Annotated in this window: 20 protein-coding genes; 10 read left to right on the top strand and 10 right to left on the bottom strand. The window is 41.1% G+C overall.

The genetic code is table 11. From position 1 onward, the window contains the following. Positions 1-104 precede the first annotated feature (104 nt). From barA to H5202_RS04165, 5 genes are all read left to right on the top strand, one after another. The gene (barA, locus tag H5202_RS04185; protein WP_443019326.1) at positions 105-2,945 is read left to right on the top strand and encodes a two-component sensor histidine kinase BarA; all 2,841 of its coding nucleotides are present in this window, start codon (positions 105-107) and stop codon (positions 2,943-2,945) included. Continuing rightward, on the top strand, positions 2,935-3,531 hold the full coding sequence (locus tag H5202_RS04180) for a YjaG family protein (RefSeq protein ID WP_182770944.1): 597 nt from the start codon (positions 2,935-2,937) through the stop codon (positions 3,529-3,531). The genes barA and H5202_RS04180 overlap by 11 nt, the downstream gene beginning before the upstream one ends. A gap of 373 nt (positions 3,532-3,904) precedes the next feature. Then, complete coding sequence (locus H5202_RS04175) at positions 3,905-4,873, top strand: AEC family transporter (protein WP_182770943.1); 969 nt, start codon at positions 3,905-3,907, stop codon at positions 4,871-4,873. Positions 4,874-5,001: 128 nt separating this feature from the next. Further along, positions 5,002-6,660: a DNA repair protein RecN gene (gene recN / locus H5202_RS04170; protein ID WP_182770942.1), complete on the top strand. Its 1,659-nt coding sequence runs from the start codon at positions 5,002-5,004 to the stop codon at positions 6,658-6,660. Between the two features lie 71 nt (positions 6,661-6,731). Further along, positions 6,732-7,874, top strand: a complete 1,143-nt coding sequence (locus H5202_RS04165) for a hypothetical protein (RefSeq protein ID WP_182770941.1) — start codon at positions 6,732-6,734, stop codon at positions 7,872-7,874. Positions 7,875-8,056: 182 nt separating this feature from the next. Here the strand turns inward: H5202_RS04165 and H5202_RS04160 are convergent, their stop codons facing one another. The 9 genes from H5202_RS04160 to glyA all read right to left on the bottom strand — a co-directional run bounded on the left by H5202_RS04160 (position 8,057) and on the right by glyA (position 15,580). Then, positions 8,057-8,548 carry a phosphatidylglycerophosphatase A family protein gene (locus H5202_RS04160; protein ID WP_182770940.1) on the bottom strand — a complete coding sequence of 164 codons (492 nt, stop codon included), beginning with the start codon at positions 8,546-8,548 and terminating at the stop codon, positions 8,057-8,059. Between the two features lie 10 nt (positions 8,549-8,558). After that, positions 8,559-9,515 (bottom strand): thiamine-phosphate kinase, encoded by a 957-nt coding sequence (thiL, locus tag H5202_RS04155; RefSeq protein ID WP_182770939.1) that lies wholly within the window; start codon positions 9,513-9,515, stop codon positions 8,559-8,561. A gap of 87 nt (positions 9,516-9,602) precedes the next feature. Beyond that, positions 9,603-10,007, bottom strand: coding sequence for a transcription antitermination factor NusB (nusB, locus tag H5202_RS04150; RefSeq protein ID WP_182770938.1), 405 nt, complete (start codon positions 10,005-10,007; stop codon positions 9,603-9,605). A 13-nt stretch (positions 10,008-10,020) separates the two neighbouring features. Continuing rightward, the gene (gene ribH, locus H5202_RS04145) at positions 10,021-10,497 is read right to left on the bottom strand and encodes a 6,7-dimethyl-8-ribityllumazine synthase (protein ID WP_011636512.1); all 477 of its coding nucleotides are present in this window, start codon (positions 10,495-10,497) and stop codon (positions 10,021-10,023) included. A gap of 123 nt (positions 10,498-10,620) precedes the next feature. After that, positions 10,621-11,724: a bifunctional 3,4-dihydroxy-2-butanone-4-phosphate synthase/GTP cyclohydrolase II gene (ribBA, locus tag H5202_RS04140; RefSeq protein WP_182770937.1), complete on the bottom strand. Its 1,104-nt coding sequence runs from the start codon at positions 11,722-11,724 to the stop codon at positions 10,621-10,623. Between the two features lie 103 nt (positions 11,725-11,827). Further along, on the bottom strand, positions 11,828-12,487 hold the full coding sequence (locus H5202_RS04135; protein ID WP_182770936.1) for a riboflavin synthase: 660 nt from the start codon (positions 12,485-12,487) through the stop codon (positions 11,828-11,830). Positions 12,488-12,551: 64 nt separating this feature from the next. Continuing rightward, entirely contained in the window at positions 12,552-13,697 is a 1,146-nt protein-coding gene (gene ribD / locus H5202_RS04130) for a bifunctional diaminohydroxyphosphoribosylaminopyrimidine deaminase/5-amino-6-(5-phosphoribosylamino)uracil reductase RibD (RefSeq protein ID WP_182770935.1), read from the bottom strand. Between the two features lie 64 nt (positions 13,698-13,761). Beyond that, positions 13,762-14,211, bottom strand: coding sequence for a transcriptional regulator NrdR (nrdR, locus tag H5202_RS04125; protein ID WP_124017598.1), 450 nt, complete (start codon positions 14,209-14,211; stop codon positions 13,762-13,764). 115 nt (positions 14,212-14,326) lie between these two features. Further along, complete coding sequence (glyA, locus tag H5202_RS04120; RefSeq protein WP_182770934.1) at positions 14,327-15,580, bottom strand: serine hydroxymethyltransferase; 1,254 nt, start codon at positions 15,578-15,580, stop codon at positions 14,327-14,329. Between the two features lie 261 nt (positions 15,581-15,841). Here glyA and ettA point away from each other — a divergent pair, with 261 nt between their 5' ends. The 5 genes from ettA (at position 15,842) to H5202_RS04095 (ending at position 23,988) form a co-directional block, all read left to right on the top strand. Further along, positions 15,842-17,509: an energy-dependent translational throttle protein EttA gene (gene ettA / locus H5202_RS04115; protein ID WP_182770933.1), complete on the top strand. Its 1,668-nt coding sequence runs from the start codon at positions 15,842-15,844 to the stop codon at positions 17,507-17,509. A gap of 287 nt (positions 17,510-17,796) precedes the next feature. After that, complete coding sequence (locus H5202_RS04110) at positions 17,797-19,032, top strand: hypothetical protein (RefSeq protein WP_182770932.1); 1,236 nt, start codon at positions 17,797-17,799, stop codon at positions 19,030-19,032. Positions 19,033-19,355: 323 nt separating this feature from the next. Then, complete coding sequence (locus tag H5202_RS04105) at positions 19,356-20,393, top strand: efflux RND transporter periplasmic adaptor subunit (RefSeq protein WP_259397180.1); 1,038 nt, start codon at positions 19,356-19,358, stop codon at positions 20,391-20,393. Further along, a complete protein-coding gene (locus H5202_RS04100) occupies positions 20,393-23,497 on the top strand; it encodes a multidrug efflux RND transporter permease subunit (protein ID WP_182770930.1) in 3,105 nt (1,034 codons plus the stop codon). The genes H5202_RS04105 and H5202_RS04100 overlap by 1 nt, the downstream gene beginning before the upstream one ends. A 17-nt stretch (positions 23,498-23,514) precedes the next feature. Beyond that, the gene (locus tag H5202_RS04095; RefSeq protein ID WP_182770929.1) at positions 23,515-23,988 is read left to right on the top strand and encodes a LabA-like NYN domain-containing protein; all 474 of its coding nucleotides are present in this window, start codon (positions 23,515-23,517) and stop codon (positions 23,986-23,988) included. 9 nt (positions 23,989-23,997) lie between these two features. Here the strand turns inward: H5202_RS04095 and H5202_RS23930 are convergent. Next, the coding region (locus H5202_RS23930; RefSeq protein ID WP_220493761.1) for a hypothetical protein at positions 23,998-24,224 on the bottom strand (227 nt) is incomplete at its 5' end.

Raw genomic sequence — 24,224 nt, 5'->3', positions numbered from 1 at the left:
GAATAAAAAACTAGTCAAGAGTGCGCCATATCTGGCAGTCTAGACGGAATAACAGCGATTTAGTAACAGGGATATACCTAACAGCCATGAAAAGTGCCAACAATATGACCAAATACAGCCTACGCTCATGGGTTCTGGTACTTGCGTTAGCGCCCACGATTGTAGTGGGTATTCTACTTGGAAGTTATTTCACGATAAACCGCTTTTACGAATTGGAACAAACCTTAATTGAAAAAGGCAGCAACATTGTTGAGCCATTAGCCATTGCCAGTGAATTTGGCATTATCACTCAAGACCGTGAATCAACTAAACTTTTACTCGCCGCCTCACAGATAAACAATGCATCCCTTATTCTATCTATTGCTGTTTTTGATGCCGAAAACCAACTTTTTGTCACTTCGCACTACCACAAAGATTTTGAAACGATGCGTTACAAACAAACGCTGGCAAACTTAATCGGTACAGAACATGAAACGATTGGCGATACCTTAGTCATTCGTGTGCCAATAATATCCCATACTGGGTTAGAAAAAAAACATGTTGCCAGTATAAATCGTCAAAGTAACGGTGATATCAATAATAACACCTCTGCCAATGGCGTTTTTACGCCTATTTACAATAATCAACAAGAGCAAATTTTAGGCTACATATCAGTATTACTAAATAAAGAGAATGCCCTACTCGAACAACATCGAGCGGCTATAGCTGCGTTTATTATCGTATTAATCGGTGTGCAATTTAACCTATTTTTTACCTTCCGCTTAGTCAAACACGTAAACTATCCCATTACCGAAATGGTACGAGTGGTAGCTAAAATTCGTGAAGGTAAACTCGATACTCGTCTTGAAGGCAACTTGATTGGTGAACTGGATCTGCTTAAACGAGGGATCAACGCAATGGCTGGCTCATTGTCGGAATACCACGATGAAATGCAGCAAAATATTGATCAAGCAACCTCTGATTTACGCGAAACCCTCGAGCAGATTGAAATTCAAAACGTTGAGCTCGATATTGCCAAAAAACGCGCGCTTGAAGCGAGTCGGATTAAATCAGAATTCTTAGCCAACATGTCGCACGAGTTACGAACACCTCTCAATGGTGTCATCGGGTTTGCACGACAGTTATTAAAAACACCACTGCATACTAGCCAGCTCGACTACATAAAAACCATTGAACGCAGTGCGAGTAATCTACTGGGTATTATTAACGATATTCTCGACTTCTCTAAACTGGAAGCCGGTAAAATGATATTAGAAAAAATGCCTTTTGCACTGCGAGAAACGTTGACTGAAACCCTGACTATTATTGCCGGTAGTGCGCAAGAGAAAGGACTAGAACTGGTCATCGACATTGATGCTAATGTACCAGAAAGTGTCAGTGGCGACGCGATGAGAGTCAGCCAGATTATTACTAACTTAGTCGGTAACGCTATCAAATTTACTGACAAAGGCAGTGTGATACTGAAAATACACTTAGTGGGTCAGGACGAAGATAACATGACCCTTCGCTGCGAAGTTATTGATACTGGTATTGGTATCGATGAGAGCCAACAAGAGTATTTATTCCAAGCATTTGGTCAAGCCGACTCATCTATTTCACGCCGCTTTGGTGGCACAGGATTGGGCTTAGTGATTACTAAACGCTTAATCAATCAAATGGGTGGCCAGATAGGTTTCACCTCTGCCCCTAATAAAGGCTCAAATTTCTGGTTTATTCTGCCGCTTGGGATCAGTCAATTTGAAATTGGCGAAGTGTTGCCGGTTGATGCGTTGCAGCACAAATCAGTCTTATTATATGAACCACGGGAATTAACCCGCGATACATTAAATCGCCGCTTAGTATCGTGGCAATTAATCATCACTAATGTTGCTAATCTAGAAAATCTCACTTCTGTTTTACAGACTAAAAACAGCAAATTTGATTACATCATCATGAGCTGCCATGGTTTTATAGACAATGTTTCCTTTATCCATTTGTTACAACAAGCAAGACAACATACCGACTGTCTTATTTTATTGCATGACTGTTTAGACCAAGACATGATAATCAATGTGCTAAAAATCAATGCAGATGTGTTACTCAGCACTCCTGTGAGCGACTTTACCCTAGCGCATCATTTAATATATCCACCAGTGCCTTCAAATTTTGTGAGTTTACCTAAGCAGATAGAAATCGATGTAACACATCGCATCAATGCATCAGTATTAGCCGTTGACGACAACATGGCCAATCTAAAGTTAATTGATACTTTGCTAAAAGAATTAGTCGATAATGTAGTGACCGTTAATAATGGTGCCGATGCGATTAAACAGGCTAAAAAACAAGCGTTTGATCTCATTCTCATGGATATTCAAATGCCAGGAACCGATGGCATAACCGCAACCCAGCAAATACGATCCGAATCTCTGAACCGTAATACGCCGATTATTGCTGTAACAGCACACGCAATAGCCGAAGAGCGTGAGAATATTTTGGCTAGCGGTATGGACGGTTTCCTGCCTAAACCGATTGATGAACTGTCACTAAAAAGCGTTATTAGCCGTTGGATAATTAAGCCACAATTCACTCATTTTGACACTCATGTGCTCAATTGGGATTTGTGCTTAACCCAAGCAAACCAAAAAACTGATTTAGCCTTAGACATGTTAAAGATGTTGGTTAATTCATTACCTGAAACAACCGCAACTATCGATAAAGCATTAATTGCCAGAGATGCAGAGACATTATTACAGGCAGTACATAAACTGCATGGCGCTACATGTTATTGCGGCGTACCGACAACACAAAAGCTTTGTCGAGATATTGAGTCAGGATTAAAGCATAAAATTGACATCGATGACCTAGAACCTGAAATACTAGAGTTACTTGATGAGTTAACTAAGGTAGAATCAGCTGCAAATCAAGTGATAAACCAGCTATCAGTGGATGTTCCTAATGACCAGTAAAACCGGTTTTTTTAAACGCCTAAAGGCATTGTCGTTACCTCAGAAGCAGCTTTTTGCACTCGCACTGTGCCAAAGAATGCTCCCAAATTATCAATTATTTTCTGAAGTATGTGAATTTGGCCAACCGCAGGTGTTAAGTACTGCACTTGAGTTATTATGGCAAAGCCAATATGACAAAAAGCTTAAATTCAATATTGATGTGCATTTACAGCGCCTCGATGAAAACACCCCAGATCCTAGCGAGTTTGAAGCCTATGGCGCTTATCCCGCCATGGATGCAGCTGTTGCCATCGCCACCTTAATGGGTGCAATAGATGGAAAAATTGAAGAAGATATCACTAACATCAGTAAATTATCATCAAGCACTGTAGCCAATTATATTGAAGCTATTAGCGATGAATCATTAATGGATGAAGAACTCGATGAGTTTGTTTTTTCTCACCCAGTAATGGAACAAGAAAAAGAATTACAAGGCATGTTACTCGATATTATCGAAGCCAACCCAGACATAACCAGCGAACTGGTGAAAGGGTTACGTAAAGACATTATCGAAGAAGGTGTGTCTAATATAGGTATTAGCCTGTAGCGCAAACTTGTAGCACGGATCGGTTACTGCGAATGAACGTCATATAGCCTGAAATTATTCAGGCTTTTTATTAGGTGTAACGCAATGAGAAAAATTTTTTATCAAGGTTTCACTTTCACGAACCCTAATGGTAAAACGGACAATTGGACATTAGTCATTGGCCATCAGAAGCGTGTAGGTTCTTTATTTGAATTAAGGAGGCAAGTGCATTTTTTCTCTGAACTTGGAATATTACCCCCGCCGAAAATATCAAACGCGAATTTAGCCTTAAAGGCTGACAAATAATCACTCGTTTAACTTTAGCCTAATTGCATCCGCCTATGAAAAAGCAGTAAAGTGATCTTATTATCATTTTGCTAAGGAAATGCGAGGGATGTCCAGTATTCTTACCCCGCTAATCGCTGTATTTATTATTATGCTGCTCGGTAGTATTGTTCAAAAAATGCGACTGCTGCCAGCAGACACAGATCTGATCCTCAATCAGTTTGTCTACTACATTGCTTTCCCCGCGATATTATTAATTGTATTAGCTGAGACTCGTATTGAAGACATTATTCAATGGGGCTTTATCGGTGGGTTTAGCCTAGCAATGATAATCACTTACGCCTTAGTGATTGTTGTATCACTAATAAGCACACCTAAGAAGCAGGCAGTAGCCGCAATGCGCGCATTAAACGCTACCTTTGGTAATACGGCATTTATTGGTATTCCATTGCTGAGTTTATTATTCCCAGGCCATAAAATGGCGTTAGTCGCTGCAGCGATTGCCAGCTTGTTGTCGGTGTTCATGTTTGCTTTTGCTTTAGTATCAATTGAGCTAGCCAGCCGTGATAAACAATCAACCGAACATGCCATCGTCATCATGGCTAATGCCCTGTATAAAAACCCGATTGTAGTTGGCAGTGTTATTGGCATTTGTCTATCGGCGCTACATGTCAACTTACCGGATAGTCTGGCGCTAATGCTGCATCAAGTGGGAAATACCTCGAGCCCTTGTGCACTGTTTGCCATAGGGATGGTACTTGCCAAGGCATTACGACATCAATCTGGCACAAAGATGTTCGGTATCGGTTTGATTACTGAGCTGAATTTGATCAATTTACTCAAATTAATTATTCAACCTTTAATCGCCTTTGGATTACTCAAACTGTTCGGCGTAGAAAAAGAATTACTGACGATGGGAGTCATTTTGGCAGCATTACCTACTGCAGCAAGTGTGTATCTTTTGGCCGACCGTTACCAAATTAACGCCAATGTCAGTGCCCAAGGCATTTTATATGGCACATTAATCACTTTTATCAGTTTGCCGATAATAGAAACACTTTTAAAATCCATTGCTTAATGATCAATCAAACCTAGATGATAAAATAGTCAGCGATAAATATTCCTCAACCACTTTACTGTATATAAAATCAGTATATACTGTTTATCAATACAGTGGTTTGGTAGTTTCATTGACAGGAATTCATTATGCTTTGCCAACTCAGCATCAACAATTTTGCTATCGTGCGTTTTTTAGAGCTCGACTTTAAAGCCGGTATGACAAGCATTACCGGCGAAACGGGCGCAGGTAAATCGATTGCGATCGATGCGCTTGGATTATGTCTTGGTAGTCGTAGCGATGCTAATACCGTCAGGCCTGGAGCCACTAAAACTGAGGTGAGCGCACGGTTTACCCTTCATGATGTTCCTTTAGCCAAACGCTGGCTTGAAGATAACGATCTCGATGCTGAAGATGAGTGCATATTACGCCGAACCATTAATAATGATGGCCGCTCAAGAGCCTACATTAATGGTAATCCTGTGCCTGTGGCGCAATTAAAGGCCATAGGCCAACTATTAATTGGTATTCACGGCCAACATGCTCATCACGCAATGCTCAAAAGCGAACATCAATTAAACCTACTCGACCACTATGCAAACCACAAAATACTGCTCGATAGCGTTAGTGCTAGCTATCAACGCTGCAAACAAGTGGAAAATGAACTAAAGCATCTTGAGCAAGCTCAGCACGAACGTATTTCGCGTCAACAGTTACTGCAATATCAAGTAGAAGAGCTTAATGAGTTCAACTTAGGCTTGGAAGAATTTGATGAAATAGAACAAGAACACAAACGCTTAGCCAATGGCACTGATTTAATTGAACGTTGCCAAGCAGGTTTACATTTATTGACCGAAAGTGATGAAGGCAATATAGAATCTCTGCTTAATAAAGTGGCCAGTATTGCTGATACGCTTCAAGGATATGATGAATCCCTTGCTCCTATCAGCACTATGATCAGCGATGCGTTAATTCAAGTACAAGAAAGTGCCAGCGAAATTGAAAGTTATTTAAGCAGTTTAGAACTAGATCCAGAACATTTTGCCTATTTAGAAAAACGCCTTTCTACCGCAATGCAATTGGCGCGCAAACATCATGTGAGTGCTGATAAACTGGCGCTACATCATCAATCGTTAATGAGTGAATTGGCCGAACTTGCGGACGACCAAACTAAATTAGATGATATAAGACAGCTGCTTGAAGCCACCAGAACAGCTTATTTAACTAATGCACAAAAACTGAGTCAGAGTCGTAGCCGTTATGCCAAAGAATTAGACAAGCTAGTGACCCAGTCTATCCATGAGCTCAATATGCCCAAGGGTAAATTTACCATTCAGATTAATCATAATCCGGACAACATTTCAGTTAATGGCTGCGATAGCATTGAATTTATGGTTACCACTAACCCTGGACAACCTTTGCAACCTATCTCTAAAGTCGCCTCTGGCGGTGAGTTATCGCGGATTGGATTAGGGATTCAAGTGATCACAGCTAAAAAAGTCGCCACTCCAACACTCATATTTGATGAAGTTGATGTGGGTATTTCTGGACCAACAGCTTCGGTAGTCGGTCGTATGTTACGTAGCCTTGGTGAGTCGACTCAAGTGTTATGTGTCACCCATTTGCCGCAAGTTGCGGGTAATGGCCATCAACATATGTTTGTGAATAAATTTAATAAAGCTGGCAACACTGAAACGACCATGAAGACCTTGGATAAAGATCAACGGGTGAATGAACTTGCACGCTTATTAGGTGGTGATGTGATTACCGAAAACACCTTGGCGAATGCCCGTGAGTTGTTGCAATAATCGTTATGCACTTATAAAAAGCAAATCAATATGTTAACGTAAAGTTAAAATAGATTTACGGATAAATCATAATGATGAAAGTAATAAAGGGCTTGGGTATTTTTGTCGGGCTAATATGTAGCTTACTGGTATTTACCGTTGTCTGTTTAGTGGCCATTAATGCAACAGACAGAACAAAGTCACCTAACACTCTTTTAGTTGAAAACTGGCTAAAACAGCAACCTATCGACCCTAGCGAAAATGGCTATGAGTATGCAATTACTATCGTAGGCACAATAGGAGACGATAAAACAAATGATAAAAAACCATTAATCAGCTTCAGCGAGCAAGAAGTTGAGTTAACTGACAACTTTAAAACAGCTTGTTATCAAACGGATTTGATAATGTGCAGTCAATTTATTAGCGATAATAGCGATAGTATTAGAAATGTCATTGGCGCTCATAAAGCCAATATACAACAATATAATACATTATTAGATATGCCTTATTGGCAAGAAGAACCACAGTCTTTAACCCCAAACAATCAAGCTCATTGGGGTCTGCTTTTTAAGTTAAGAGATGTTCGTCAGCTTGCTGCGATAATAAGTGTAGATACATCTGACAACAAACTTGACCAACAAGCTATAGTGGCATTTTTAAACAAAGATGCACATTTTTGGAATATGGTTTATCACTCATCTCGCTCAACACTCAATCATATGATTGCCGTTAACATGATCAAATATCAGCTTAATTTAGCTAGCACCTTAGCTAGAACCACTGATGCAGCTGTTGCAACCAAAGTCACAGCTTGGCAAACATCTTTCGAATTAACTGATAGTGATTTTGAACGGATATTTTCTGGAGAATGGCTTTTTGCCCATAACGTTACAGAACAAATGTTAATTGAAGTGCAGTCTGATAGCGTGGCTTTTTATGAGAAATGGTTAGCCTATGCGTTGCTTAAGCCAACAGACAGTGACAATCTCATGGCTGAGTATATTGTCAGCTTAGTAAAGGAACCGGTTTCAACTACCTCGATGCACACGCTCAAAGAACCAAATTATTGTTCTAACAACAATTATTTTCAGCAATTATGGATGTTACGCTACAATCCGATTGGCAAACTATTTAATTGCACTGTTTATGGGACAGATTACAAACAACGTTTAACCAATATGAATACAGAGTTAGAGCAATTGCGGACCAATCTACTTACCGAAAAATCATCCTAGTAAGTAGCTGCAACTGATTTAATATAAGTATTATCGACAAAAAAGAGCACAAATGTGCTCTTTTTTGTATTAGGTGCGATTTATAAGTGCATTTATAATTCTTTGCTAATCGTTGATTATGATCAGTTACATACAATCAGGTATTGATAATCAGTTATTGATAATCAGTTATAGATAATCAGTTATAGATAATACACCGCAAGCTGCACACCGATTAACGAAAATACACCCGCTAATACATCATCAATCATTATCCCAAAACCGCCATGCACTTTGGCATCGAGCCAGCGAATAGGCCATGGTTTTACGATATCAAAAAAGCGAAATAGTACAAAACCAAGTGCTAACCACATAAAACCTAAAGGCGCTGCAATCATGGTGATCATCAACCCGACCACTTCATCCCATACAATAGCACCATGGTCATGTACCCCCATGTCCTTAGCTGCTTTGCCACAAATATAGAATCCAGCAAGCATACTAATACAGGTAATTATTAGGTAATTGGTTAAGCTTAATTGTTGCATCAGCAGCACCAATGGCACCGCGGCTAAGGTACCAAAGGTACCCGGTGCTTTTGCTGCTTTACCGCTGCCAAAGCCTAATGCCAAAAAGTGTATGGGATGGGCTAAAGATAGCTTTTTTACGAATTTATCTTGGGTTAATAATTTCATAGGACTTCAATTAAAAATGCACAAAACCACGTGAAATAGGGCTAAACTCCAGCCCATTTTCTACTAGTTTTAATTTATCACCCGCACAGATTTGACCAATTTTGACAAATTTTACACCAGCATGAATTAACGCGGTATCGATTGCGCCTCGTTGAGACTCAGGAACCGTAAACAATAACTCATAATCTTCACCACCGGTGAGTGCATAACTTAATGCATCTTCATGGCTGAGATTGGCTTTAATTGAGTTTGATAACGGAATTTGATTCACATCGATGATGGCACCGACTTTTGACGCCGTTAATATATGCCCAATATCTGACATTAACCCATCCGATAGATCGATGGCACTTGTGGCGAGTGTACGAAGAGCTTGACCAGCTAAAACACGAGGAGTTGGATAGTAATGGCGATTAATCAGGTATTCTTTATCTTCAATGTTAACCGTTTTTATTCCTCTGAGGATATCAAGACCTAGAGCTGAGTCACCTAAGGTTCCGGTCACATAAACCCAGTCTCCTATTTTCGCACCATCACGAGTTAATGCAGTACCTTTAGGAACTTGGCCATTAATTGTAATACTGATACTGCGAGGTCCACGGGTTGTATCGCCACCGATTAAGGCAATACCATAATATTCAGCAATTTCGAAAAGGCCTTCACTAAAATGGGCTAACCAAGGTTGATCAACATTGGGGAGTGTCAGAGCTAAAGTAAACCAGGATGGCTCAGCCCCCATGGCAGCGAGGTCAGAAAGGTTAACCGCTAACGATTTATATCCCAATGCATGAGCTGGAATATCAGCTAAAAAGTGGATATTTTCAACAAGAGTATCACAAGAAATCGCTAACGATTTATTGTCTGCAGGATTCACTAACGCACAGTCATCACCGATGCTTAATTCAACATCGCGCCTTTTTAGACCTTTATTGCGGAAGTAATGTTCGATGAGTTGGAATTCTTTCACATTCAGTCTGGTACGGTAAACCGTCCACCTTAATTTTGAAACAATTAATAACAAATGAAAACGGTATCCGAAGATACCGTTCTGGTGTTACTTATGCTTCACTAACTTATCAAGCAAGCCGTTGACAAATTTGTGACTATCTTCAGCACCAAACGCTTTCGCTAACTCGATACCCTCGTTAATCGCCACTTTAAACGGCACATCCTTACGGAAGGTCAACTCATAAGTTGCCAAACGTACAATGGCTTTTTCTACTGGTGACACTTCTTCAAAATTACGATCAAGATGCGGCTTTAACAGCTCATCAATTTGCGATGTTTTTGATGCTACACCAGTTAATAATTCACGAAAATAAGCGACATCAACACCGTCAGTGCTCTGTTCAGTTAAAAACTCATGTTCTACGTCAGCAACTTTGTTTTTACTTAACTGCCATGAATAAATGGCTTGAACGGCTAAACGGCGGGCCTTACGGCGCTCTGAAGGTTTCATACTTTTCCTACTATTACAGCTGTTGTTCTAGTTGTTGCAGTACATTAACCATTTCAAGCAAACTAAGGGCTGCTTCGCCACCTTTGTTGCCTGCTTTAGTACCTGAGCGCTCAATAGCTTGCTCAATGGTATCTGTAGTTAATACACCAAATGAAACAGGAAGATCATACTCTAATGCAACTTGTGCAAGACCTTTGTTACATTCACCAGCAACAAATTCAAAATGAGGTGTACCGCCACGAATGACAGCACCTAATGCAATGATACCGTCAAACTTTCCACTTGCTGCAACACGCTTTGCTGCAAGAGGTAATTCAACTGCACCAGGTACGCGAACAACAGTAATATTGTCGTCACTGACCTGGCCGAAACGCTTTAATGTGTCTATTGCACCATCAAGCAGACTTTCAACTAAAAAGCTATTGAATCGCGATATTACGATCGCCACTTTGGCATTTTTCGCTTCGATATTACCTTGAACTACGTTCATTCTATCTTACCTAAATTAGCTAAAGCACCCGGCTCGGGGCAAAAAGAGGCGTTATGATATCACAGCCAAAAGCCCTGAGCGCTATGCAATTAATGAATTTGTTAAATATACCATAAGCCAAAATTATTCAGCTATATAATCAGTCACTTCTAAACCAAAACCAGACAGTGAGTGATAACGTTTTGGCGAACTAAGTAAACGCATAGTACTGACACCTAAACTCGACAGAATTTGCGAGCCTACGCCAACACGACGAGATGTTCCTTGCCACATAGCTGGCGCTGGAGATTGACCATTGTCTTCAGCTTCGAACGCTTTTACTTTGGCCAATAAGTTACTTGTATGTTCATCATTACCCAGTAACACTAAAACACCACCTTCTAAGGCAATCCGTTCCATGGCTTTTTCTAATGGCCAACTGCGCTTTTGATCACGCTCAGAATGCAGTAAATCATTGAAGGTATTTTGTAAATGCACACGTACCAAACAATTCGGTTTTACGGCATCTTTAATCAAGGCGTAGTGCAATTGATTATCAATAGTGTCTCTGAAGGTCACCATAGTAAACTCACCAAAACGAGTCGGTAATTTACACTGAGCTTCACGCACAACCGTGGTTTCATTGGTATTACGATATTCAATTAAGTCGGCAATAGTACCGATTTTAATCCCGTGTTTTTCACTGAATATTTCTAAATCTGGACGGCGCGCCATGGTGCCATCTTCGTTTAAAATTTCAACAATCACACCTGAAGGCTCACAGCCAGCTAAACGTGCTAAATCGCAACCAGCTTCAGTGTGGCCAGCGCGAGTTAATACTCCGCCCTCTTGTGCCATCAACGGAAAAATATGTCCAGGTTGTACTAAATCAGAGGCTTTGGCGTCTTTAGCAACCGCAGCTTGAACAGTCACTGCACGGTCATGAGCAGAAATACCCGTTGTAACTCCAGTAGCCGCTTCAATTGATACGGTAAAGTTAGTCGAGAACTGGGCATTATTATTGGTAACCATTAAAGGCAAATTAAGCTGCTGACAACGCTCTTTAGTCATTGTTTGGCAAATTAACCCACGGCCATAGGTTGCCATGAAGTTGATTGCTGCTGGCGTCACTTTATCAGCGGCCATGATCAGATCACCTTCATTCTCTCTGTCTTCATCATCCATCAAGATAACCATCTTACCTTGACGAATATCTTCAATGATTTCTTCTATGCTATGTAGCGCCATTGTCAGACCTTTATTTAGTAAGTGTTTGATTTAAAGCTTAGGCATTAAATCTATTGGTATTGCATATTATGTATAGGGTACAAATGCTGTTTTACTGTCGCGATTAACGTAAAAAGCCTGATTTAGCGAGTAACTCCATGGTCACGCCCGATGAAGGCTGCACATGGTTAGCTTCCGGTTGCATTAAGCGTTCTAAATAGCGCGCGATTAAATCGACTTCGATATTGACACTATCACCTACTTTTAAATCCACCAGCGTGGTTTCACCTGCAGTGTGGGGCACAATCGTTAATCTAAAACGAGCACCATCAACTTCATTCACGGTCAGGCTAACACCATCGATAGTGATTGAGCCTTTATGAGCAATATAGCGACTTAATTGGGCCGGTACCGATAACCAAAACTCAAGTGCTTTGCCTCTGTAAGCGCATTGCTCCACTTTTGCAATGCCATCGACGTGCCCGCTTACCATGTGGCCACCTAATCGAGTGGTTGCAGTAACCGCTTTCTCAAGGTTAACCTTTTGACCGACCTGGTAACGATTAAAGCCAGTTAAGTCAACGGTTTCTGCCGATATATCAGCAACGTAACCATCACCTAAACGCTCAACAACGGTCAAACACACGCCATTGGTTGCAATACTGTCTCCTAGTTTTACATCGGTTAAATCCAACTTACCACTGGCAACCGTTAAACGGATATCGTTACCTTTACGATCAATTTTACGTAATGTACCAAGGGCTTCGATTATTCCAGTAAACATAATGACTCACTTTTTGCTGTTAAACTTTGCTGTTGCTCAGGTTTTAGCCTGAACAACTCGCACATTAATACGGTTGATTATATCTAAGGATATAACGCTTATCTTGTCCTACATTACGTTCATCAATTAATTGCAGTGCCGGCGTTTGATCCATTGTACTGTAATTAGGTAACTGCAACATATTACGTCCATGGCTACCTAGCAGTTTAGGCGCTTGATAAAGCACTACCTCGTCAACGAGCCCTTGAGCGACAAATGCACCGGCTAAAGTTGCCCCCGCTTCAACTAAAACTGAATTAGCATGCTGACCTAAATATGTTAGCAAAGCTAACAATGGGATTCTGCCTGACGAGTCACACGCTAACTGAAGAAATGAAACGTGATCGGGAAATGCAGCTTTGGTACTTTCAGGGTAGTTACAACCAGAAACCAGTAAAATAGGACTTTGGATTGAAAACAATTGCTGTGTTGGCGTTAATCTCGCACGACTGTCGAGCACAACTCTTAAAGGCTGGAAAATTTCGTCTTTTGTATGATACGTGGTTAACTCACCTAACGCCTCATAACGCACATTAAGACTGGGGTCATCGACAAGGATTGTTTCAACACCAGTGATTAATGCACAGTGACTAGCACGGTATTTTTGCACATCAGCTCTTGCTGCACTGCCGGTAATCCACTTTGACACTCCATTAGACAGCGCCGTTTTACCATCTAAACTGGCGGCTATTTTAACGGTTACCCAAGGAAGTCCTGTTTTCATCCGCTTCATAAAGCCTAGATTGAGATCATAAGCTTGTTGGCTGAGCAATCCAACATCAACCTCAATACCGGCCTCACGTAACAGGGTAATACCTCGGCCAGACACTTCAGGATTGGCATCAGTCACTGCAACCACAACTCTGACAACTTTGGCGTTAATTAAGCCTAAAGCACAAGGTGGTGTGCGGCCATAATGGCTACAGGGTTCCAGTGTGACATATGCGGTGGCACCTTCAGCAGACAAGCCATTATCATGCACCATTTTAAGCGCATTCACTTCTGCATGCCCTTGGCCAGCACGTTGATGATAACCCTCACCAATAATCTTATTCTGATAAACAATGACACAACCGACACAAGGATTTGGCCGAGTGGTATAACGGCCTTTCTCGGCAAGTGCGATGGCACGGCTCATCATTTGGGTGTCAAAGGTAGACCAGTTAAACATGGTAGATAATCTCTTATTGCTCAAATGCCATAATACCCATTAACACAGGTATTATTACACGCCATTACTTTTGCAATTTAGCAATGGCTTCACCAAATTGGGATACATCTTCAAATGCGCGATAAACTGATGCAAAGCGGATATATGCCACTTTATCAAGGTTCATCAGCTGTTCCATCATAAGATTACCGATCATTTCAGAATTCACTTCGCGCTCACCTGTCGCGCGCAATGTTGATTTGATTTTAGTCAGTGCTTGTTCAATTTCATCAATAGAGACTGGACGTTTTTCTACCGCACGTAGCATGCCGCCACGCAGTTTCTCTTCATCGAATGGTTGTCGAGTGCCGTCACGTTTAATGACTCTAGGCATGACTAATTCTGCGCCTTCAAATGTGGTAAAACGCTCATGGCATTCGGTACATTCCCGGCGGCGACGTACTTGGTGACCATCAGCCACTAATCGAGAATCTATAACTTTGGTATCGGTCGCGCTACAAAAAGGGCAATGCATTGAACCTCCTGCAGAAAAAAAACAAAATGGCCGCTAACAATTAGCGGCCATTAAAGTTTATCCTATTTGTTGAATAAGGTTAACCTAAACCTGTATCAACAAACATCCAATACGATTAACCGTATACAGGGAATCGAGCACATAAGGCTAAAACTTGGCCTTTAACGCGGTCGGTTACAGTAGTATTAGTCGCATCATCAAGAATGTCACAAATCCAACCGGTCAATTCTTTCGCTTCCGCTTCTTTAAAGCCACGACGAGTGATAGCTGGCGTTCCAATACGAACACCAGAGGTAACAAACGGTGAACGCGGATCGTTAGGCACTGAGTTTTTGTTAACGGTAATGTTTGCGCTGCCTAATGCGGCATCAGCTTCTTTACCCGTTAAATCACGGCCAATTAAGTCAACCAACATTAAATGATTTTCTGTACCGCCAGAAACAATTTTATAACCGCGAGCTAAAAATACTTCAACCATGGCTTTGGCATTTTTAACCACTTGCTGCTGGTATACTTTGAACTCTGGCTCTAATGCTTCTTTAAATGCGACCGCTTTACCCGCGATAACATGCATTAAAGGACCACCTTGGCCACCCGGGAATACCGCTGAGTTCAACTTCTTATACAACACTTCATCATCGGCAGCTGAAATAATAATCCCGCCACGTGGGCCAGCTAATGTTTTATGGGTCGTTGAGGTGACAACATGTGCATGAGGTATTGGCGTTGGATAAACACCAGCAGCTATTAAGCCTGCAACGTGCGCCATATCAACAAACAAGTAAGCACCAATTTTATCTGCGATTTCGCGCATTCTTGCCCAGTCAACAATACCTGAGAATGCAGAGAACCCGCCGATGATCATTTTAGGCTTATGCTCAACGGCTAAACGCTCCATTTCGTCATAATCAATTTTGCCAGCTTCATCAATACCGTAAGGAATGATGTTGTAAAGCTTGCCAGAAAAATTCACTGGTGAACCATGGGTCAAATGACCACCATGAGCAAGGTTCATCCCTAAAACAGTATCACCAGGTTGTAACAACGCCATAAATACTGCGCTGTTTGCTTGCGAGCCTGAATGAGGCTGTACGTTGGCATAAGTTGCACCAAATAATTCTTTTGCGCGTTCAATAGCTAATGTTTCAACAACATCAACGTATTCGCACCCACCATAATAACGCTTACCTGGATAACCTTCAGCATACTTGTTAGTTAGCTGAGAACCTTGCGCTTCCATCACACGTGGACTGGTATAGTTTTCAGACGCAATCAATTCAATGTGTTCTTCTTGACGACAAGTTTCATCTTCAATGGCTTTAAATAATTCTGGATCATAATCCGCAATATTCATCGCTTTCTTCAACATGGTAGCTCCAACATCATTATCTATATAGTAGGGTTGCGCGGTATTCTACTCTGCAACGATAATGATTTACAGTATAAACAACATGAAATTCACTGTGTTCTGAATACAAAACGATTCATGTTCATAACACCAAGTTAGCAGATTCTTCAGTTTATTGAGCCTAAAAAGCACGCTAGATTAAATAGCACAATTGCCTGTTGAGTTCAGCACATAATACAGTAGAATTATCATCATCATTGTTGACAATTAGACAGTATAATTATGGCTCAATTTGTATACAGCATGCTTCGTGTGGGTAAAATTGTCCCTCCCAAGAAGCAAATATTAAAAGACATCTCATTAAGCTTCTTTCCTGGCGCCAAAATTGGTGTACTAGGATTAAACGGTTCAGGTAAATCAACATTGCTGCGCATAATGGCGGGCATAGACACCGAAATCGAAGGTGAAGCGCGCCCAATGCCGGGGTTAAAAATTGGTTACTTACCGCAGGAACCGCGTTTAAACGAGCAACAAACAGTGCGTGAAGCCGTTGAAGAAGCTCTAAGCGAGGCTAAAAATGCACTAACACGTTTAGACGAGGTCTATTCCGCTTATGCTGAGCCCGATGCAGACTTCGATGCACTTGCAAAAGAGCAAGGTGAATTAGAAGCCATCATCCAATCTCAAGATGCACACAATATTGATCATATTCTTGAACGTGCAGCAAACGCATTACGTCTGCCTGATTGGGATGAGAAAATTGCCGTTCTCTCTGGTGGTGAACGCCGCCGAGTGGCCATTTGTCGCTTATTGCTTGAAAAGCCAGAAATGCTATTACTCGACGAACCAACCAACCACTTGGATGCTGAATCAGTGGCGTGGTTAGAACATTTTTTACAAGAATATAACGGCACTGTGGTCGCTATTACCCATGACCGTTACTTCTTAGATAACGCTGCTGGCTGGATTTTAGAACTAGACCGCGGCGAAGGTATTCCATGGGAAGGTAACTACTCATCTTGGCTTGAGCAAAAAGATGCGCGCTTGTCCCAAGAATCGTCCACAGAAAGCGCACGCCAGAAAACCATTGCTAAAGAATTAGAGTGGGTACGCCAAGGTGCTAAAGGTCGTCAATCAAAAGGTAAAGCCCGTATGGCTCGCTTTGAAGAATTGAACACCAACGATTACCAAAAGCGTAACGAGACCAATGAACTGTTTATCCCACCAGGACCTCGCTTAGGCGACAAAGTCATTGAAGTGACTAATTTAACCAAGTCATATGGTGACCGCGTACTGATTGATGATTTGACATTCACGGTTCCTAAGGGCGCTATCGTCGGTATTATTGGTGCTAACGGTGCGGGTAAGTCAACCTTATTCAAAATGATCTCTGGTGAGGAAAAACCAGACAGTGGCTCTATTTCTGTCGGTGAATCGGTTCAAATTGCGTCGGTTGATCAGTTCCGTGATTCGATGAATGACAAAAACACCGTGTGGCAAGAGATTTCTGGCGGCCAAGATATTATGCGCATCAACAACACTGAAATTTCTAGCCGTGCTTACGTAGGCCGCTTTAACTTCCGTGGTGGCGATCAGCAGAAAATAATTGGTTCATTATCGGGAGGTGAGCGCAACCGAGTTCATTTAGCTAAGTTATTACAAGCCGGTGGCAACGTATTATTACTCGACGAACCCACCAACGACTTGGATGTTGAAACATTACGAGCGTTAGAGGAAGCGTTATTAGAGTTCCCTGGTTGTGCCATGGTTATTTCCCATGACCGTTGGTTCCTTGACCGTATCGCGACCCACATTTTGGATTATCGTGATGAAGGTAAAGTGAGTTTCTATGAAGGTAACTATACTGAGTATTCAACTTGGTTAAAGGCCACCTTAGGAACCGATGTAGTAGAACCGCATCGATTAAAATATAAGCGTTTAAATAAGTAATTCGTCTGCAACAAAAGTGTTTAATAATAAAGCAGAGCCTCAGCGCTCTGCTTTATTATATTTACCACTATTTAAAAGATTAATCCCGTGATTAACTATCGAGATGCCGACAAGTGTCAAAATTTTGTCAATTTATTGTGAGCAATGCACCACAATCTGTTTGTAAAGCCAAAATAACTTCAGTATTATAAATTATTAATGGATTATTTTACTCTTTGCTGATTACACTCAGCGCAATACAGAGTGTCGATGGTTCCAGCTTGTAGAGAAATTTAATGGAGATATCAGTGAGATACGGTTCAATTAGCCTTGCTTTATTGTGCTTATACGCAAGCAACTCATTTGCGGCACTCGAAGTCATTACCACATCAGAAAAGCAGACTCTCAATAAAATTGAAAATCAATATGATATCGATACCCTGCTAATCACTGTTAATGACAAATTCTCACAGCTTAATAAAAAAGCCTATGATGTTGAAGGTCTGAAAAAAACAATTGTTTCAGAACAGCAACGATATGACGAGCTGATTATAGAATTACCTAAGGTCATTCGCGCTAAGACAGCGCTTCCTGAAACCTATAAACAAATTGAAGAATCTGTCAATTTAGTCGATGAACTAACCCTAAAAGCAGAAGAAGATAGCAAACGTCTTGAAACTGAAAAAGTAGAAATATTAACTGAATATGAGGCGATAAATAAAAAGCGTGCAGCTAAAAGTCAGCAACTATTTAAACTCAAAACAGATATTACTAATCGTTTAATTGCAGATTTATCGAAATCAAGCAGCACACTGCCAGTCAATATCAATGGTTCGACTGAGTGTTCTAAATATCAAACTATCGCAGATTGTTTGAAAGAGTCTAAAAGTAGCATTTTGTCTAATACTCGTAACGAGTCGCCATTTTTAAACGACAAAAGTGTTTTATTATCATATGAAGTTATCGACGCCAATATGAATATGAGAGGCGATTTGCGCTATAAAGTGGCCATGAACTTTAAGCCTTCTTATAACGATAAAATCGACTCTTTGTTAAATGAAGAATTAGGCCTTAAGTCGGCTATGGTCACCTTAATCAGTAACGTGCCAGCAGATTGGTATATTAATGGCACCAAAGTGGGCACGGGTAAAAAACTTTTTCACGAGATCCCTTTGGGTAAACACGGCATTTTAGCGTCTTACCAAAACCAAGATAAATCGAGCGTAGAAAACGTCGAAGGTAATGGCGTATTTAATTATAAATTCGATAATGTTGCTTCGACTAACAAATCCAGCAGCGAATCGAAAGTGGCGACAACAGAAGTTCCAAAAGGAATTCTCAAGCCAACAGCTAAGCAACAGCAACCTGTCGCTCAAAAAGCTAAAGCTAAATACACCTTATTTTCTGACCAAACCAGTATTAAGTTAAGTGATGATGATGCCCAAAAGAAATCATCAGATAAAGGTTATGAATACTTTATGGGTGTGACACCTGTCAATAAAAAGCAAAACATCGAATTTACTAACGAGCCTATCGAGAAGTAATGTTTCAACCAGTGTTTTAACATAACTATTTATTAAGCTTAGCTGACATAAATTAAAGCCATATCTTCGGATATGGCTTTTTTTGTTGCTATTTCATCATTAAAAATTCGCCTGATATGCGCCTTGTTACAAAGAAAATTAAAAGATTTACATTACTTTACGCTTAATTAAACAAATATAATTACAATAAGCTGGCATCAATCACCGGCTAGTCGTTAGCCAATATCGTCGTGTAACGACACCATCAATTATTGCTTATAGAGACGTGTATTTAAATGATCAAACAACTTGGCCAATGTCTTTTTTCGACTACCGTATTGATAATGGGATATGTTGGGTTTATTTCCAATGGCATTGCCGCGCCCAAAGCTCCCCGTGCAGAAAAAGTGGTTCCAGTGATCACCGCCACCGTTGAACAGCATGACCTTTCACAATCAATTACCTTAATAGGAAAGCTGGCGGCTACGCACTCGGTGATGATAGCGCCACAAGTAGCAGGAAAAATAGATAGCATAGCAGTCACATCCAACCAATATGTCAATAAAGGCCAAGCACTGCTTACGCTTGATAACCGCAAAGCAAAAGCCAGCGTGACAGAAGCTCAAGCTTATTATCAAGATGAAGTGCGTAAACTTAATGAGTTTAACAAGTTGATTCACGTTAACGCTATCACTCAAACTGAAATAGAAGCCCAAAAGTCCAGTGTTGATATTGCTTTAGCCAGACTTGAATCAGCCAAAACCGACCTTGATTACCACACTCTAACCGCGCCATTTTCCGGAAATACGGGTTTTGTTAATTTCAGCAGAGGTAAGATGGTCAGTATCAATGAATCACTATTATCACTTGATGACCTATCCATGTTACAACTCGATTTACAAGTTCCAGAACATTATCTCTCTCTGTTAAGTACAGGAATGTCGGTCAATGCTTCAAGCAGAGCATGGAGTAAAACGATTTTTACAGGCAAGATTATCGCTATTGATCCACGCGTCAATTCACAAACACTCAATCTCAATATTCGTAGCCAGTTTGATAATCAAAAGGGGCAATTAAAGCCCGGAATGATGATGTCTGCGACACTGGTATTTCCAAGCGTGTCCTCCCCTATTGTTCCGGTACAAGCGCTTGAATATTCAGGTACTAAACGTTATGTCTACGTGATCAATCAAGACAATATCGCCACACGCACCGAAGTGATGTTAGGCGCCAGAATCAAAGATCAAGTATTACTAGAATCTGGCATTAATATCGGCGACCACATCGTCGTTCAAGGCCTAGTAAATATGCGTGATGGAGTCAAAGTGAAGGACTTAGCTAAGCAAGATCAAATAAGCCCTGTTAAACAGGAGCAACAATAATGTGGCTAAGTGATACGGCGGTAAAACGCCCTGTAGTTGCGATTGTATTAAGTTTATTGCTGTGTGTTTTTGGCTTGGTATCATTTTCTAAACTGTCGGTTAGAGAAATGCCCGACGTACAAAATCCAGTAGTGACAGTGATGACCACTTATAGCGGTGCATCAGCCACTATTATGGAAAGTAAAATCACTAAGACTCTCGAAGATGAATTAACCGGCATCAGTGGTATTGATGAAATCACCTCAACCACTCGAAATGGCATGTCACGTATTTCAATCGAATTTGAACTAGGGTGGGATTTAACCGAAGGTGTAAGTGACGTACGAGATGCAGTAGCCAAAGCACAACGTCGATTACCTGATGAAGCTGACGACCCTATTGTATCTAAAGATAATGGCACTGGTGAACCGTCGATTTACGTCAACTTAAGCTCTGAAAATATGGATCGTACTCAGCTCACTGATTACGCTCAGCGGGTATTAGAAGACCGATTTAGCTTAATTACTGGCGTGAGCTCGGTTAATATTTCCGGTGGCTTGTACAAAGTCATGTACGTGCAACTAAAACCACAATTAATGGCCGGCAGAAATGTTACCACCAATGACATTATTAGTGCGTTAAATACCGAAAACCTTGAAACACCCGGTGGCGAAGTTCGTAACGACACCACCGTCATGTCTGTCAGAACAAAACGGCTATATTACAGCCCAGAAGACTTCAACTATTTAGTGGTCCACACCGCTGATGATGGCACCCCTATTTATCTTAAAGATGTCGCTAGCGTGTTCATTGGGGCAGAAAATGAAAACTCGACTTTTAAAAGCAACGGCATTGTTAACCTAAGCTTAGGCATAGTGCCGCAATCAGATGCTAATCCATTAGACATTTCACTGCAGGTACAACAAGAAGTCGATAAAGTGCAGAGCTTTTTGCCAAAAGGAACACAGTTGGTTGTCGACTATGATGCCAATGTGTTTATTGCACGTTCGATTAATGAGGTTTACAACACCCTGTTTATTACAGGGGTACTGGTTATTCTTGTGCTGTACATTTTTATCGGTCAAGTACGGGCAACCCTTATTCCAGCAGTAACAGTTCCAGTATCATTAATTGCCGCATTTATGGCGGCATATAGCTTAGGTTACTCCATTAACTTATTGACCCTAATGGCGCTTATTTTAGCCATTGGTTTGGTGGTTGATGACGCCATTGTCGTGGTTGAGAATATCTTCCACCATATTGAACAAGGTGAACAACCGATACTTGCTGCGTATAAAGGGACCCGCGAAGTGGGTTTTGCAGTGATGTCAACGACCTTAGTACTGGTAATGGTATTTTTACCCATTTCATTTATGGATGGCATGGTTGGGTTGTTGTTTACTGAGTTCTCTGTGATGCTGGCAATGTCAGTTCTGTTTTCATCACTTATCGCTCTAACCCTTACCCCTGTCATGAGCAGTAAATTATTAAAAGCCAACGTGAAGAAAAATCGTTTTAATATCGCTATCGATAATGGCTTTAATCGTTTAGAGCAACGTTATCGTAGTATGGTCAAATGGGCATTACACTGGCGCATAGCAGCACCATTCATAATTATTGCCTGCATCGGTGGTAGCTACTTACTCATGCAACAAGTTCCCTCACAACTCTCACCACAAGAAGATCGCGGAGTATTATTTGCGTTTATTAAAGGCGCCGAAGGCACCAGTTATAATCGCATGGTTGCCAATATGGACATCGTTGAAAACCGATTAATGCCACTATTGGGCCAAGGTGTAGTGAAATCATTTAGCGTTGAAGCGCCAGCATTTGGCGGGCGAGCGGGAGACCAAACCGGATTTGCGATTATCCAGTTAGAAGACTGGCAAGACCGTGATACCGATATTAAACAAGCATTAGCATTAATCAGCCAAACGTTAAAAGACATTCCCGATGTCATGGTTCGCCCAATGTTGCCAGGATTTAGAGGCCAATCAAGTGAACCGGTTCAATTTGTACTGGGGGGTTCCGACTATGCTGAGTTATTTAAATGGGCTCAAGTACTGCAACAAGAAGCCGATGCAAGCCCTATGCTGGACGGAGCTGATTTAGATTACGCAGAAACCACACCTGAACTTGTAGTGACGGTAGACAAACAGCGAGCGGCAGAGTTAGGCATTAGCGTTTCAGAAATAGCGACAACCTTAGAGATCATGTTGGGCGGCCGCAGTGAAACAACCTTTGTTGAACGGGGTGAAGAATATGATGTATACCTTCGCGGCGATGAAAACAGCTTTAACAGCGTCACAGACCTCAGTAAGATTTACTTTAGAAGCAGTAAAGGCGAGCTTATCACCCTTGATACTGTAACCAAAGTTGAAGAAGTTGCCTCACCGCAACGCCTCAGTCATACCAACAAGCAAAAATCGATTACCATTAAAGCAAATTTAGGTGAAGGTTATACCCTAGGCGAAGCCCTCGACTTTTTAGAGCAACGCGCAATAACATTACTGCCAAACGATATTTCAATTGCTTACACAGGTGAGTCAAAAGACTTTAAAGAAAACCAAGCGGGAGTGCTCATTGTATTTGGGCTAGCACTGTTGATTGCTTACCTTGTATTGGCGGCTCAATTTGAAAGCTTTATCAATCCTGCAGTGGTGATGTTTACTGTTCCAATGGGTATTTTTGGTGGTTTTATTGGTTTAGTTCTAATGCATCAAGGGATGAATATCTATAGCCAAATTGGCATGATCATGTTAATTGGTATGGTGACTAAAAATGGTATTTTAATCGTTGAGTTCGCGAATCAACTTCGCGATCGAGGCTTATCGCTCGACAATGCGATTATTGACGCATCAGCTCGTCGCTTAAGACCCATTTTAATGACAGCCTTTACCACGCTTATTGGTGCCATACCATTAATTGTATCAACCGGCGCTGGGAGTGAAAGCCGTATTGCAGTAGGAACTGTGATATTCTTCGGCATGGCATTTGCGACAGTTGTCACCCTATTGGTGATCCCCGCGATGTACCGACTCATATCTTCGTCAACTCACTCACCAGGGTTTGTTGAAGCACAACTTAATGACGCCATTGCAGCTCAAAAAGCGCAACAGCCTTAATCTTCACAGGTGTAATAATGACAACGCTTGCCGTATTCGTAGATGTGCAAAATATTTATTACACCTGTAAGCAAGGTTTTGGCCGTTCCTTCAATTACCGAGCTTTGTACAAGCATTTGTCGGCACAAGGCAATATTAGTCATGCTATCGCCTACGCTATAGCACCGGCAGATGATGGACAGGTTAAGTTTCAGGATGCGCTAAAACATATTGGCTTTACCGTTAAAACCAAGCCTTATATTCAACGTAGTGATGGTTCTGCCAAGGGAGATTGGGATGTTGGAATTACCATCGACATGCTTGAGATAGCGCCAACGGTAGATGAAGTTATTTTACTGTCTGGTGATGGTGATTTTGATTTATTACTCAAAAAAATCAACCAAACGACCACATGCTATACTCATGTATTAAGTGTTGAACGTCTCACAGCAAAATCATTAACCGATCAAGCACAACTCTTCACCGCAATCGATGCTTCGCTCCTTATTTAAAGATAAAAATTACAGTATAGGCTCACTTATTAGCGCATGCGACATAGCATCGCTAATATTGACACTGGTCGGAAAAATTTCACTTATTCCATAACGATGTGGCATTGATTTAAAAAGATACTCTCTCATCAGTACTGTTTTAATTTGATGCAATAAAACATGAGTCTCACCCAATTTATAAACAATGTTATAATATTGTTGTTTAAAATAGCGACTGTATTTACAATACATCATCC

The sequence above is a fragment of the Shewanella sp. SG41-4 genome (genome assembly GCF_014164505.1).
Taxonomy (GTDB): domain Bacteria; phylum Pseudomonadota; class Gammaproteobacteria; order Enterobacterales; family Shewanellaceae; genus Shewanella.
The sequence above is the reverse complement of the archived record's forward strand: the minus strand, read 5'-3'. Positions and strand labels throughout refer to the sequence as shown.